A 14,277-nucleotide genomic window follows, 5' to 3' on the forward strand; every position below is an offset into this window, starting at 1 on the left:
ACCGGATATCATTCATCATTCAGTATAATAGTCCGCTGTTGCTCGGAGAGCCGGTTGCGGAGGCTGCGGGCAAGGTCAAACTCACTCACAAACAAGTTAACAAGTTCATCGCGTTTGGTGTTCAGCCGGGCAATATCGGCCTCAAGACGATTGAGGGTTGATACAATTGGCCACTTCTGTATTCGGAGAGCATCGACTTCATGGTTAAGCCGTTCGATTTCTCTTTCCCAAATAGGAAGTTTATGTACTTTGTCCAGTGTTAATTGGCGGTTTAATTCCATGTTCCTTAGATCAAGTTGCAGACTCGTTAAGTTGCTTAAAAACAGATTACCCGCTAACAAAAACAAGAAAAAGGTAAACATGAATAGGGCAACTGCCGGGCCTGTTGCCTGGTTTTGCAGCGCGTGAACAAGAATAAAGACCGAAGCGGCCAGTGGTAAACCAACCTCTGCCACGACACGGCGAACGGATAAACGGGTGCCTTCCTCATAAAAGAACGACATACGGCTAAACAAATTGAACATACCGGCCAAAAAAACGCCCAATCCAATAAGTCGATTCGGAAAAAAAGGCCGCAGAGTCTCGTCGACCAAATAAAAATTGCAGCTGCATAGAATGATAGAAAGCAGCAGACTGACTATGGTTTTGGGCAGATTATTTGGGGTCGGTTCGCTTGAAAATAAATCGCTGATCTGGCTTCGGAGGGTGCTTATGCTCGTTTCGCGTTGTTCGATTAATAGATTCAGTTCGCCTATTTTCTCGGTATTTTCGTCTACTAATACAGTGAGTGTTGCCGTTTGCCGAGAAAAAAAGGCGCGGATCTGGTTCACTTTCCCATCGGGGCGGGCGTCGGACAAGCCGAACAGAACACCCTCGTCACGAAGGGAATCTTCATCGGCCAGCCAGTGGGGTAATGGTTCAGTTGACTGGGTCATTGCGGGCATTAGGGCTGCGGGCTCGATCGATGATTTTGTGACGACAGGCGGTTCTGTTTGCGTTGGCAAGAACTGCAGACCCATGGGCACCTCAAAGGGATGGGTTGATGGCGACGAACTGGAAAAGGCCGCCCGTAATCGTTGGAAGAACGTCATTGGTAAAAGCTGACGAAAGGGTCGAATTCTATGAAAGGTAATGAGACCATTTGTGGTGGTCACAGGTCTATTTGCTGATTAGAGCCGAAAAACGCGTTGTAATGCACCCCAGAGACGTTTTTTTAACGCCTGGTCGGCCTCGATGGTTGGCAGCGAGTCGGCCATCAAGAAAGTGATGCCTTCAAACCGAACCGGCGAATAACGATCCATCATAATATCGAGGTTGATCCGCTCGAAAGGCACACCAAACGTGATGAAATGATTGATGTACTTACCTCTCAACAACTCGGCAAAGTCCATACCCTGGACACCATGAAGATTGAGCAAATCTACCCCGTCGATGTTCAGGTTAACAGCCTTCAGGATTTTCTCCAAGAAGAGAATGTTGCTCGGGTCTAAGGCTTCATCGGCCAGTAGTAAAACTTTATGATTTAGTTGGGGCATTCGGGTCTGTAGCTGGGCGGGGGGTAAAATGGATGGCGTTGTTGGCCGCGGTGGTGATTGTGGCAAAGGCTCGGGTGTAGTAATGACCAGAGCAGGGGTTGGTTCCGGCGTTATGGCTAAAGGTACCGTTTGATTTGTATCGACCAGCAAAATTTTTTCCGAAACGATGGGTTTACCTGCCGACAATTCGTCCAGTTCAGCCAGTAAATCAATTGTGTCCGGGCTATCGGCCGTGATTGAAGGTTCGACACGATCATGGCTGGCTGGCTGGGCCATTGTTTCCCAGGGTTCGCCAGCTACCCGGAAGAGGGTATCGGTTTGGTAAAGGGTCTGATAAAAATTCTTTACTGACATAAGTGAACGAGCAACTCCGATTCAATGTATCAAAAATAGGCAAAAAAGCCGCCCCTACCTGTATGGCGGGGCGGCTCCTGGGTATTTAGTTGCCGGAAGTAGATCAGGCAATCACTGCCTGCCGATGAATAATAGCTTCCCGGTCGGGGCTGGTCGAAATAAAGTTGATGGGTAAGCCAAGCGTGTCTTCTAAGAAATACACGTAATCAGCCAGTTCGGTTGGAACATCCACAAACGAACGAATATCGGTCAAATCTGTCTTCCAGCCTTTAAACGATTTATATACAGGCACTACGTCTGTGTCGCACAGGTCATAAGGCATTTGTTCAGTCAGCGTTCCATCGGGCAGTTTATAATGCGTACAAACGTTGATCTCATCGAAGATATTCAGTACATCGACTTTCATCATTACGAGCTGTGTTACCCCGTTAATCATGATCGCGTATTTCAGCGCGGGGAGGTCGAGCCAGCCGCATCGGCGCGGACGTCCGGTAGTTGCGCCAAATTCGCGGCCTTCTTTCCGAATCAGTTCGCCGGTTTCATCAGCCAGTTCGGTTGGGAAAGGGCCACTGCCGACACGGGTGCAATAGGCTTTAAATATACCGAATACTTCACCTATTTTCCGGGGAGCTACACCCAGGCCCGTACAGGCCCCTGCTGCCATCGTGCTGGAGGAGGTAACAAACGGATAGGAGCCGAAGTCAATATCGAGAAGAGAGCCCTGGGCACCTTCGGCCAGTACTTTCTTGCCACTCTGAATGGCTTCGTTTACGGCATACTCACTATCGGTCAGTTCATATTGCTTCATAAATTCGACAGCGCTAAAGAACTCTGCTTCTGCCTGAGGCAGCACGCTTGCGTAATCGAAGTTATTCTGTTCCAGAATGACCTTATGAACGGCCACAAGCTTTTCGTACTTTTTTGAAAAGTTAGGCGATTCGATGTCGCCAACCCGCAGGCCCAGCCGGGCTACTTTATCCTGATAAGTAGGTCCGATCCCGCGTAGTGTCGAGCCTATCTTCGATTCACCTTTTGCCTGTTCGTAGGCAGCATCCAGCAGCCGATGGGTGGGCAGGATTATAGATGCTTTTCGGGAAATCTGTAGATTTTCAGTTAGGGCGAGGTTGTATTTAGCCAGTCCGTCAATCTCCTTTTTGAACACAATTGGGTCAAGGACAACGCCATTGCCAATAATATTCAGGATATCATTCCGAAAAATGCCGGAGGGAATCTGGTGCAGCACGTGCTTGAACCCATTAAACTCGAGGGTATGCCCGGCGTTAGGACCACCCTGAAAGCGGGCCACAACCTGATATTGAGGAGCCAGTACGTCCACAATCTTTCCTTTACCTTCGTCGCCCCACTGGAGGCCTAATAAAACATCGATCATTATAAAAATGAATTTGGATCGCGCTCAAGGAAGCGCTTCCGGTCATTGAAACGAAAAATAGAAGCTGTTACTTTTCCTGTGTGGAGCACATCCACAGTTAGTTTGCTCAGCCAGTTGATGAATGGTATTAATAGGTCAACTAAATCGGCCTGACCCGGGTGATTAATGTCCGGCGCGGGCATTAGTCAAACTTAACCTTCAACGGGCATCTGTACCGAATCGACAGACCGCGCCTGTTGATCCTTTTCCGTAATCTGTCGGTTTTCACAAACGTCACGGGCACAGGAACCGTAAAAGATCAGCGAGTGGTGCATTACATTAAACTTCAGCATATCACCAACCATGTTCTGAATATTCTGGACACGGGGATCGCAGAACTCCATTACTTTATGGCAATCCGTGCAAATCAGATGGTCGTGCTGGCGGTATCCGTACGACTTCTCATACTGTGCCAAATTGCGGCCGAACTGGTGTTTAGTAACCAGATCACAATCGACAAGAACATCCAGTGTATTATAGACCGTTGCCCGGCTAACCCGGTACTTCTTATTTTTCATGGAGATATACAGCTCGTCAACATCGAAATGGTCCTGACGATTATAGATCTCTTCTAGTATGGCAAACCGCTCGGGTGTTTTTCGCAGGCCTTTCCGTTCCAGATAGGCCCGAAAAATCATTTGCGCAGCATCTAAATTTGTTTGTGTTGGAGCAGGCATTTCGCAAAATTAGTGAAGAATGAAGAATGAACCGTATAGAATAAAGAATAAGGTTGGCACGCAGACATATTCTTCACACTACACATTTCATTTTTCTCTAGTTATGAGTCAAACCGAACCACTTCAAAAACCCCCTGAACCCGTTCAAGTTTTTGCATCAGAATTTCGAGGTGGCTGGTGTCGTGAACGTACAAGCGAATATTTCCCTCAAAGATACCGTCTTTCGAGTCAATCGCCACAGAACGCATATTAATGTGAAGCTCATTACTGATTACCCGGGTGACATCGTTAATCAAGCCAACACGGTCGGTGCCCGTAATGCGAAGGCCAGCCAGAAAGGCCAGCTCTTTCTGGGACGTCCATTTCGCTTTTATAATACGGTTGCCATGATTCGACATCAGTTCAACGGCGTTTGGACAGGTAACCCGGTGAATTTTGATGCCGTCATTAATCGTGACAAAACCGAATACATCGTCGCCAGAGATTGGATTACAGCATTTGGAGAGCGTATAATCGATCTTATCCATGTCCTCACCAATGAGAAGCATGTCCGCATCGGCCCGCTCGCCATGGATTTTCTTCAGCTCCTTGACAAAGGCTTTAGCGTCGGGAATGGCATCGGTATTGAGCTTATTGGCCCGATTTTCTTTCGCTTCCTTATCAGATTTGAACTTCTTCAGCTCACCAACGTCGATATGGCCTTTGCCAATTCGATAGAAAAAATCATCCGTCGTTTTGGATCCAAAATAGGCTCTTAACTGATTGATGACCTCGTTGGTCATTTCCATCCGAAGTACTCTCAGTTTTTTCTGAACCAGGTCACGCCCGTCGGTAACGAACCGTTTGTTTTCTTCCTTTATTAAGTCTTTGATCTTGGTTCTGGCCTTCGACGTAACAACAAACCGAAGCCAGTCTTCGCTGGGCTTTTGCCGATTCGATGTGATTACCTCGACCTGGTCACCATTTTGAAGCACATAACTCAGCGGCACAAGGGTGTTGTTTACCTTAGCTGCCATGCAGCGTGCCCCAATTTGAGTGTGAATATCGAAGGCAAAATCAAGTGCTGTTGCCCCGCGCTGCAATACCTGAAGATCGCCTTTAGGCGTAAATACAAAAACTTCTTCGCTGTAAAGATTACTTCTGAAATCGTCGACGAACTCAATAGCTGCCTTCTTGTCGCCACTACCAGCCGACTCGATCATGTCACGCACCTGACTTATCCAGGCTTCAATACCGGCACCCGTCTGCGTGTCGTTGCCTTTGTATTTCCAGTGAGCCGCATAACCCTTCTCGGCAATTTCATTCATCCGCTCCGTCCGGATCTGTACCTCTACCCACTGCCCCAATCGACTCATTACGGTTGTATGAAGTGATTCATAGCCGTTTGTTCGGGGTGTGCTGATCCAGTCTTTCAGACGGTCCGGATTGGGTTTATAATGATCCGTAACAATTGAATAGGCGCGCCAGCAAGCTGCTTTTTCTTCATCCTGAGGAACATCCAGAATAATACGGACCGCAAACAAATCATAAATTTCCTCAAAGGGCTTTTTCGATTTATTCAGCTTGGTCCAGATCGAATAAATGGATTTTGGTCGACCTTTTATTACATATTTGATGCCGGTTTCAGCCAGATCTTTTTCGATAGGTTCAATAAACCGTCCGATAAAGCGATCACGGGCCAGTCTCGTTTCCCGAAGTTTCTTGGCAATGTCTTTGTACGCTTCGGGTTCTACGTGCTTCAGATACAAATCTTCCAGTTCCGATTTGATACTATATAAACCCAGTCGGTGAGCGAGTGGGGCGTATATATATATCGTTTCAGAAGCTATTTTCAACTGCTTATCGCGGGGCATGGAGTCCAGCGTTCGCATATTATGCAGCCGATCAGCGAGTTTGATCAGGATGACCCGTACATCATCTGATAAGGTCAGCAGCATCTTACGGAAGTTTTCAGCCTGCTGAGACGTGCCGTATTCAAAATAGCCTGAAATCTTCGTAAGACCATCAATGATTTTGGCCACTTTAGGGCCAAAGGCTCGGTCTATATCGGCAATGGTAGTGTCTGTATCCTCAACAACATCATGAAGTAAAGCGGCCACTATGCTTGTTGTACCTAATCCAATTTCCTCAATGGCAATCTGGGCAACGGCCAGCGGGTGATAGATATAAGGCTCACCGGAGCGACGACGCATATTTTTGTGCGCTTCGGCGGAGGTATTAAACGCTTTCTTAATCAGCTTTGCGTCGTTTCCTTTCAACATGGGCTTTGCAGCGCGTAGTAAGCGACGGTACCGTTTCAGTATTTCCTGCCGTTCTAACTCCAAATCAATAACGGGTTCGTCCGTATTGCCGGGTTGGTTGGCTTGATGCTCAATGGCATTCATCATAGTGGCTTCTTTGCAGTAATTGCCTGTGGGTTGTACTCTTACTACAAGTTAACAAATTATTAATCGAAATCGGATGAAAAAAGGACTAAAATTAAATCGTTTTACATAATCGCTTGGAGCATTCAAATCTTTTTGTACTTTTGCACCCTGAAATGTCTGAAACACCTGGTTGATTCAACACATTCAGCGAGCAAATCAAACCTGTTCGAGCCATATAATTTGCGGGCGTGGCGAAATTGGTAGACGTGCCAGACTTAGGATCTGGTGCCGCAAGGCATGGGGGTTCGAGTCCCTCCGCCCGTACTAAAGTTTAAAAGCGAAAGAGTGAAAACCGGGCCGCCGGAGCGGAGCGAAAGAGTGTTGTCTATAACAATTCGCTCTTCGCTCCGCTCCGGCGGCTCAGTTTCACTCTTTCGCTCTTTCAGTTTTAAACCGATACAAACGTGGATATTACCTTAGAAAAAGCCAGCGATACCAATGCCTCGCTGAAAATTACGCTAACCCCAGCCGACTATAAGCCAGAAGTTGATAAGAAGTTGAAAGACTATGGCCGTAAAGTACAATTGAAGGGGTTCCGCCCTGGTCACGTACCAGCTTCGCTTGTGCAGAAAATGTATGGCAAAAGCATTCTGGTTGACGAGATCAACTCGATGCTGAGCAAAACGGTAAGTCAGTATATCCGCGAAAACAAATTGCAGGTTGTTGGCGATCCAGTTCCAAACCGGGAACAGGCTGATGCTATTGATTGGGACAACCAATCTGATTTTGCTTTTAGTTATACGCTGGGCCTGGCCTCGGAATTTGATATTGATTTTGCCGATTTGCCAAGCGTGACCCAATATGAAATTCAGGCTGGTGAAACTGAAATCAATTCGACCATTGCCGATTTGCAACAGCGTTTTCATACCCATGCTCACGGGGAAGAAGTGAACGATGGCGATACCATTTATGGGGAATTGAAGCAGGTTGAAGGCTCATTTACGGCAAAAACCGCGTTCCCAACGAACCAAATGGCTGAGGAAGCTAAGGGGCAATTTGTTGGCAAGAAAAAAGGTGATGTTATCACGTTCGTACTGGAGCAGGCTTTCCCCGATGAAAAAGCCCGGGCCAATGCAACTGGCGTGAAAAAAGAGGAAGCTGCTGAGCTAACCGGTGAGTTCACCTTCGAGGTGGACGATATTACCCGCCACGAGCCTGCTGAATTAAATCAGGAGTTTTTTGATAAAGTGCTTGGCGTAGGCGCTGTTTCGGATGAAGAGCAGTTCCGGGTTAAAGTAGCTGAGATCATTAAAGGGAACTATGGTCGTGAGTCAGCTCAGTTACTTCGGTTGGATATTGAAAAAACACTAATCGACAATACGCCAATCCTGCTGCCCGATGAGTTTCTGAAAAACTGGTTGCTGGAAGTCAATGAAGGTAAGTTTACGCCTGAGCAGATTGAGGAACAGTACAGCGATTTTACGAAGTCGGTAAAATTACAGCTGATCAAAAACAAGATTGCTGAAAAAGCAGATATCAACGTTGAATTCGATGAGGTATTGGCGGTTACCCGTTTGATGGTTCAGGAGCAATTTGGCTTCATGGGTAATGAAGACGATGAAATGAACAAAACCATTGATCGCATCGCCCGGAATTATCTGATGGATGAAAAGAACAACGGACAGAATTATACAAGCACTTTTAACCGTGTGTTCGATGACAAAGTAATTGAGTTCGCGAAAACCCAATTAACTGTTGTTACGCAGGAAATCACCGTAGATGAGTTCAAAGCTTTAGTTGAGAACCGATAAATCACTTGAAGTTTTGGCAAAAATAAAAGGCCGGTCACTGACCGGCCTTTTATTTTTGCCAAAACTTTTTAGTGCCAAGCCAGCGATAGTGGAAGAGTTAGTTTAATATTGATTCGAAAGAATTCAAAAACATTAAATTGTATATTGATACCTGATATTGCATTTCTCATTATTTGACTAGAATTAGGCATTAACTAGCGCCCAGGTAGATCAAATTTCTGACATCAATTTTTACCGATGGTTTGAAAAAAAATTATATAAATTCATGACGAATGTTTACAACTGCCTGATTTATAGTTGGTTATAGGGGTATATCGTCGTTTTTAGAACCTAGGCTAACGATTGATTTATACTGGCTGAAGAAGTAAATAGTGGATAACCTGATTTTATTACTTACCCAAGGAATAAGAAATTAGAATAAAAAACATAGTAATTCAAATTTTGCTTACTTATTTACTAATTAAATAGTTGATTTTTATTTCATTAGATATCAAAAGGTCTGTATTTTTTAGAATTCAATTGGTAATCGTTTTAGATTAATTACAGCTAGAAAAGCATGTACAATTAGCTATATCAATGCATAAATTTTCTTGAATACATTTTAAATTTCTTATTAAGTTAAGGTCTGAAAGTCAGGGAATGAAATTCTGACGCATAAAATCGAATTCTCAATACAAAGGTTTTTTATAGTACCAAACAGATTGTCATTTTTGGCTTCTGAGGGCTCGCATGTTTAAAAGTCACTTGCTTCAAATGAATATCGAACGCTAAGTATGATGATGTTAGAGAATAGTATAGCCGTTACGACACGAATAAGCATATAGAGGATGAATGAAGTAAAAGGTTAACCAATGTTGAATCAATCAATTATTTTAAAAATGGGTTGCGCTTAAATGATGACGTAGTTCTAATGGCTGGATGAAAAATTTATCGCTTTATAGTCTTAAGAGACATTTAGCTGGTTTTGTGCATATAGGCTAGCGAGGATATATTGTATATGATGAACTATTAATAATAAAGAGAATGCTGTAAAAATAAGTTGATTAATGTGTGATGGTATACCTTGACAGGTTAGTTTAACCATAGATTTCAATCCTGAACATTAGTAATAGAGTGGGATAAATTGAAACACTAAAAATTCAAATTATACTTTGCCCGTCAGTAAAAGGGATAGTTACATTGAAACCAAGATGAAAAATAGTTTCTTGTAAAATAATAATTGTATTAATATTTTGAATTTCTTTTTTTGAAAAAGAGACTTCTTATATTTGCGTTGTCTGTATCTTATAATTAATCCATATATTGTCAATGAAAGCTAAGCAAATTCGATTCTTTTCTCCTGAAGAGAACAGTGAATCCAAGAAAAAAGCGGAAAAAGTTGTAGCCAAGCCATCACCCGTAACCGGTTATATCTCATCAACTGGTAAGTTGGTTCTGCCTGCAAAAGCGATTACTCAATTAGGCTTCGATCCGAATAATAATCGTTTTAAAGTAGGTACACAGGATGGCAAGCGGAAGATAAAATCGCTTTTCCTGATTCCCGGAGATGAAGAAGATCAAACATTTGAACTAGCCCAGGGAGCAAAAAGCTACGCTATTTCGTTACCCTTTATTTTACAGAAAGGAGGCATCGATTTTGCTGAAACAAAATATAGCTTCGTGGTTAAGCCATTTGATTATGACAATGGCATCACAGGCTATGAGTTAAAATTATCAACCGACAGTGTTAAACCTGAATACACGGGTAAACCCCGCGGTCGCAAAAAACAGAGCAGTATATCCGAATAGTACATTTGTGCTTGTTGAGCGATCATTGTCAAATAAACCCTATTCCAGTAACGACAAAAGCGGGCCATAAAGTCCGCTTTTGTCGTTACTGGAATAGGGTTTTACTGGCTGTACTCCTCTAAATTTATAGGTTGTTGTTTTCGTACTTTACCTTTGCCAAACCCAAACCTGTCGATAATGGTTGTATAAAAGAAAATTTCTTTACGGCTGTATTAAGTAATAATATGAATGTAATAACATGTCAGCTGCTCAAAGGATTTAACTTGCTTTATTTGTTTTAAAACAGGTTTTATGTGAGAGAATAATGTGTTGACTGCCCTGTTAAAAGTAGTCTAAAGCGGCAACTTCAGAAGACGTTATTTTTATGTACTAATCGCTACTGCTATTTTTCGTCGCCTACGTTAGGATAATGAGGGTTTAGTAACCAATGCATTGCATTACTCTGTGCAACTAAGGTGATTGGTCAATGATTAAGAAGCGTATAGAAAGATGTATGAACTTGAAAATAAATTATGACTTTGGTCCCTTAAATGGATCAACGCCATGCCCAGCAGATAATTAAGTGATCAAATATTAATTATGACTCGAAATCAACTTGATGATTTAATTGGCCAGGGTGAACACGTCAGGCTGGAATTTAAGCGATCACTTTCTTCTGCTTACCGAATAGCCCGAACACTGGCTGCATTTGCCAACACATCCGGTGGAACATTACTTATTGGCGTAACTGATGCTGGTAAAATGGTAGGTGTTCCATCCGAATTTCGGGAGATGGACAAAATAGAGGTAGCAACCGATAAATTGATCGAACCAACCTTAACAATAAGTTACGAAACCTTGTCACCGGATGGCCGTTTGATTTTGATTATTTCCGTCCCGGAAAGTGGCGAGAAACCGCATTATGTAGTTGATGAATCAGGAAAGCGAACAATTTATGTTCGTGCAAAAGACAAGTCGATGCCAACAAGCAAGCTTATAATCACTCCCGAAATGGCAGATCGTGAATTATTAAAATCGCCGATGGCCAGGACTCTGATTCAGTACCTTCGAAAAAACGACTATATAACAGCTGATAAATTTGGCAAGCTAATCAATATATCAAGTTACCGGGCTGGTAAGTTGTTGAGGCAGCTGGCGGAGCGTGGTTTACTGGTTTTAATTGATAAACCACTTCCAGTTCGCTATGCGCTTAAACTGGCAGAATAATCCTTGTTGTATCTTTGAGTTATGATACCGCAGGATGTAATTGTGACGAAAGAAGTAGTCACCAACTTTTTCAAGGATCTTCAGGATCGAATTTGCCAATCTCTGGAAGTGGCCGATGGTGGGGCAACATTTAAGGAAGACGACTGGCAACGGCCAGGTGGGGGTGGGGGGCGTTCTCGGCTGATAACTAATGGCGCCGTTATTGAAAAGGGGGGAGTAGGCTTTTCAGCCGTGCACGGGGAAGCCACAGAAGCAACACTCCGCACGCTTAATCTGACCGAGCCTGCTGAATTTTACGCGACTGGTGTGTCTATTGTGCTTCATCCTCGAAATCCGATGGTCCCTATTATTCATATGAATGTAAGGTATTTTGAGATGAGCACTGGTCATAACTGGTTTGGGGGCGGAATCGATTTAACGCCACATTACATTAATGTAGAAGATGCCCGCTGGTTTCATGAATCGCTAAAAAGCGTGTGTGATCGACACGATGCAAACTATTATTCCAAGTTTAAGCCGTGGGCTGACGATTACTTTTATATTCCGCATCGGCAGGAAACGCGGGGCGTTGGTGGAATCTTTTTCGACTATCTAAAGCCAACGGACAACGCCCATAAAGCAAGTTTGTTTCGTTTTGTGCAGGATATTGGTAATGCCTTTGCGCCAATTTATACACATTTCATGGGGCAAAACCGTGATCTTCCGTATGGAGAGCGCGAAAAAAACTGGCAATTACTTCGCCGGGGCCGTTATGTTGAATTTAATCTGGTTTGGGATCGGGGAACTAAATTCGGACTTGAAACAAATGGCCGTACCGAGTCCATTTTAATGAGTATGCCCCCTCAGGCGAACTGGATATATGACTTTCATCCTGAAACTGGAAGTCGCGAAGAACAAACGCTAAAGTCGCTGCAAAAAGGTACTAACTGGGTGAAGTAGGTTTTTAATCAAACCGGCACGTGATCCGAAAATATTGACAAAAACGACAGCTTCATTTTCACCTGCTACGCCATCATGCCTGCTTCTTAAGCACATTGTAACGTTGTAGCCTTTATCGCATCCACCTCAAACTGTCGATGAAAAGAGATACGTGATTACACGGCAAGGGCTGACGTGGTATTTTTTTCATGAGTGTGTTGTTCTGCGAAAGCGATCGTGTCCTATGACCAACCCATGCAAAACAACGTCGTATCTCCTGATTTGTAAAAGAAATTCCAACGGGGAGGTGTTTACACCTGGTATCCGTATACTTTGTTAAAGACTTAATGGTGAACGACTCATTTATCGCACCACGAAGTCTTAAGCGTTCTAACCAGACTGACCAGATCTTTATAACTACTGGGTTTAGTATAAAATTGATTGGCACCTAAGGACAGTGCTTTTACACATTCCTCATCTGAAGTTCCTGTTGAAGTTGTCAGAATGACAATGCCTAACGCATCAAAATTCTTATTTCTACGTAACGTGTGTAAAGCGTCAAATCCGTTAACACGTGGCATATTCAGGTCCAAAAGCAAAAGCTTAGGGTAATCCTGTGTCTGTGCAATCCTTGAAAGGAGGGATTCTCCATCGTTAAAGGTAGAAATTGGCATATCAGGGCATATGCTTTTAAAGGCAACTTTTATGAACATCTGGTCATTCGGATCATCGTCTACTACCCAAACATCATCCAATTGCCGCCCCACCATCGACGTTAACTGGCTCTCTACGGAGTAGGGGAGTTTATAAACTCTATTGACCTGCTTAATATAAGTTCGAAATAGTTTATTGATCCGTTCGAAAGAAGCGTCCATGGAGTTAACTTTTTTAAGTAAAAATACTTAACAACGAAAGCGTTTGAGCCGTTTATCTGCAATTTCTATTAAATGGATCAAATAATAAAGTTGTTAAAATAAATCTATAGAATAAGAAGGCATTTGAATTGTTAGTTTCTTTAAGAAGCAGGATTCATTTAATCACTCGGAAAACCACCCGTATAAACGTATACCTTTTCTTAATGATGAACTATCAAAAACCATAAGCCAGAAGACGTGTTAGGCAAGAGAGAAATGCATCGTGCCAACAATATGCTTAAGAGGTAGACAAAGTGTCGACTTGGTAGGGCAGCTCAATCGTTAAAAAACAACTTAGTCACTGAAAAATTGCCCTTTAAAAAACCACTTATTTATCTGAGTGTCATTAATGGGCAATTAGTTAAAAGTTGTACATATACATAGAAATGGAGCAACAAATAAAACCTCATCCGTCTGAAAGAGGAAAAAAGACAACCTTAATTGGAATCGCAGTTAACATTTCACTGGTAATTGTAAAGGGGTTGGCGGGGTGGTTTGGCCATTCTTACGCCTTAATAGCCGACGCTATGGAGTCTGGCACTGATATCGTTACATCCGTTTTCGTTTGGTTGGGATTGCGGACAGCGTCAAAGGCCCCCGATCAAAACCATCCATACGGGCATGGTAAAGCTGAACCACTTGCCGCAATTGTGGTGTCTATGGCTTTGGTGGGAGCGGCTATATTGATCGCTGTTCAGAGTATTCGAAATATTCAGCAACCCCACGAAATTCCGGCCCCATTTACGCTGTTCGTCCTGGCTGGAGTTGTTTTGGTTAAAGAAGTGTTGTTTCGGCGTATTGCCAGAGTAGGGGAAGAAACGGAAAGCAGCGCTGTTAAGGCCGATGCCTGGCATCATAGAAGCGATGCTATCACTTCCTTAACCGCTTTTGTTGGAATTAGTATTGCTCTCATTGGAGGGCCGGGCTACGAAAGCGCAGACGACTGGGCTGCCCTTCTTGCCTCAGTGGTTATCGTTTTTAATGCGTACTTGATTTTCCGACCATCCTTTGGGGAGATTATGGATGAAACACCCGCGGGAGATTGGCGGAACGAATTGAATGTATTGGCGCTAACCGTGCCTCAGGTAAAGGGAATCGACAAATTCCGGGTTCGAAAAACAGGGTTTGAATACTTTGTGGATTTACATGTGCTCGTGCCGGGAGATTTAACCGTGAAAGAGGGTCATGATATTGCCCATGCAGTGAAGACGGCCATTTTACAGGACAAACCATCTGTTTATGATGTTTTAGTGCATATCGAACCCGTGTGAGTTGACTC

Annotated in this window: 11 protein-coding genes and 1 tRNA gene; 6 read left to right on the top strand and 6 right to left on the bottom strand. The window is 43.6% G+C overall.

The window, feature by feature from the left end; translation table 11 throughout:
- Positions 1-8 precede the first annotated feature (8 nt).
- The 5 genes from ACYVK4_RS15225 to ACYVK4_RS15245 form a co-directional block, all read right to left on the bottom strand.
- On the bottom strand, positions 9-1,091 hold the full coding sequence (locus tag ACYVK4_RS15225; RefSeq protein ID WP_461128377.1) for a hypothetical protein: 1,083 nt from the start codon (positions 1,089-1,091) through the stop codon (positions 9-11).
- Positions 1,092-1,169: 78 nt separating this feature from the next.
- The gene (locus ACYVK4_RS15230) at positions 1,170-1,889 is read right to left on the bottom strand and encodes a hypothetical protein (RefSeq protein ID WP_461128378.1); all 720 of its coding nucleotides are present in this window, start codon (positions 1,887-1,889) and stop codon (positions 1,170-1,172) included.
- A gap of 103 nt (positions 1,890-1,992) precedes the next feature.
- A complete protein-coding gene (locus ACYVK4_RS15235) occupies positions 1,993-3,279 on the bottom strand; it encodes an adenylosuccinate synthase (protein ID WP_461128379.1) in 1,287 nt (428 codons plus the stop codon).
- 191 nt (positions 3,280-3,470) lie between these two features.
- A complete protein-coding gene (locus ACYVK4_RS15240; RefSeq protein WP_461128380.1) occupies positions 3,471-3,995 on the bottom strand; it encodes a Fur family transcriptional regulator in 525 nt (174 codons plus the stop codon).
- A gap of 101 nt (positions 3,996-4,096) precedes the next feature.
- Positions 4,097-6,382 (bottom strand): RelA/SpoT family protein, encoded by a 2,286-nt coding sequence (locus ACYVK4_RS15245; RefSeq protein WP_461128381.1) that lies wholly within the window; start codon positions 6,380-6,382, stop codon positions 4,097-4,099.
- A gap of 221 nt (positions 6,383-6,603) precedes the next feature.
- Here ACYVK4_RS15245 and ACYVK4_RS15250 point away from each other — a divergent pair.
- The 5 genes from ACYVK4_RS15250 to hemF all read left to right on the top strand — a co-directional run bounded on the left by ACYVK4_RS15250 (position 6,604) and on the right by hemF (position 12,105).
- Positions 6,604-6,685: transfer RNA gene (locus ACYVK4_RS15250), tRNA-Leu, on the top strand.
- A 140-nt stretch (positions 6,686-6,825) separates the two neighbouring features.
- Positions 6,826-8,172: a trigger factor gene (gene tig, locus ACYVK4_RS15255; RefSeq protein WP_461128382.1), complete on the top strand. Its 1,347-nt coding sequence runs from the start codon at positions 6,826-6,828 to the stop codon at positions 8,170-8,172.
- 1,308 nt (positions 8,173-9,480) lie between these two features.
- Positions 9,481-9,960: a hypothetical protein gene (locus ACYVK4_RS15260; RefSeq protein WP_461128383.1), complete on the top strand. Its 480-nt coding sequence runs from the start codon at positions 9,481-9,483 to the stop codon at positions 9,958-9,960.
- A 579-nt stretch (positions 9,961-10,539) separates the two neighbouring features.
- Positions 10,540-11,166: an AlbA family DNA-binding domain-containing protein gene (locus ACYVK4_RS15265; protein ID WP_461128384.1), complete on the top strand. Its 627-nt coding sequence runs from the start codon at positions 10,540-10,542 to the stop codon at positions 11,164-11,166.
- 21 nt (positions 11,167-11,187) lie between these two features.
- Positions 11,188-12,105, top strand: coding sequence for an oxygen-dependent coproporphyrinogen oxidase (gene hemF / locus ACYVK4_RS15270; protein WP_461128385.1), 918 nt, complete (start codon positions 11,188-11,190; stop codon positions 12,103-12,105).
- A 338-nt stretch (positions 12,106-12,443) separates the two neighbouring features.
- Here the strand turns inward: hemF and ACYVK4_RS15275 are convergent, their stop codons facing one another.
- Positions 12,444-12,959: a response regulator gene (locus ACYVK4_RS15275; RefSeq protein ID WP_461128386.1), complete on the bottom strand. Its 516-nt coding sequence runs from the start codon at positions 12,957-12,959 to the stop codon at positions 12,444-12,446.
- Positions 12,960-13,384: 425 nt separating this feature from the next.
- On the opposite strand from ACYVK4_RS15275, the gene ACYVK4_RS15280 reads away from it, so the two are divergent.
- On the top strand, positions 13,385-14,269 hold the full coding sequence (locus tag ACYVK4_RS15280; RefSeq protein ID WP_461128387.1) for a cation diffusion facilitator family transporter: 885 nt from the start codon (positions 13,385-13,387) through the stop codon (positions 14,267-14,269).
- The last annotated feature ends 8 nt before the right edge of the window (positions 14,270-14,277 follow it).

This window comes from Spirosoma aerophilum (assembly GCF_054782495.1).

Coding starts and splice junctions, on each gene's coding strand:
- ACYVK4_RS15225 (WP_461128377.1), bottom strand. CDS start 1,091: ATGACGTTCTTCCAACGATTACGGGCGGCCTTTTCCAGTTCGTCGCCA.
- ACYVK4_RS15230 (WP_461128378.1), bottom strand. CDS start 1,889: ATGTCAGTAAAGAATTTTTATCAGACCCTTTACCAAACCGATACCCTC.
- ACYVK4_RS15235 (WP_461128379.1), bottom strand. CDS start 3,279: ATGATCGATGTTTTATTAGGCCTCCAGTGGGGCGACGAAGGTAAAGGA.
- ACYVK4_RS15240 (WP_461128380.1), bottom strand. CDS start 3,995: ATGCCTGCTCCAACACAAACAAATTTAGATGCTGCGCAAATGATTTTT.
- ACYVK4_RS15245 (WP_461128381.1), bottom strand. CDS start 6,382: ATGATGAATGCCATTGAGCATCAAGCCAACCAACCCGGCAATACGGAC.
- ACYVK4_RS15260 (WP_461128383.1), top strand. CDS start 9,481: ATGAAAGCTAAGCAAATTCGATTCTTTTCTCCTGAAGAGAACAGTGAA.
- ACYVK4_RS15265 (WP_461128384.1), top strand. CDS start 10,540: ATGACTCGAAATCAACTTGATGATTTAATTGGCCAGGGTGAACACGTC.
- hemF (WP_461128385.1), top strand. CDS start 11,188: ATGATACCGCAGGATGTAATTGTGACGAAAGAAGTAGTCACCAACTTT.
- ACYVK4_RS15275 (WP_461128386.1), bottom strand. CDS start 12,959: ATGGACGCTTCTTTCGAACGGATCAATAAACTATTTCGAACTTATATT.
- ACYVK4_RS15280 (WP_461128387.1), top strand. CDS start 13,385: ATGGAGCAACAAATAAAACCTCATCCGTCTGAAAGAGGAAAAAAGACA.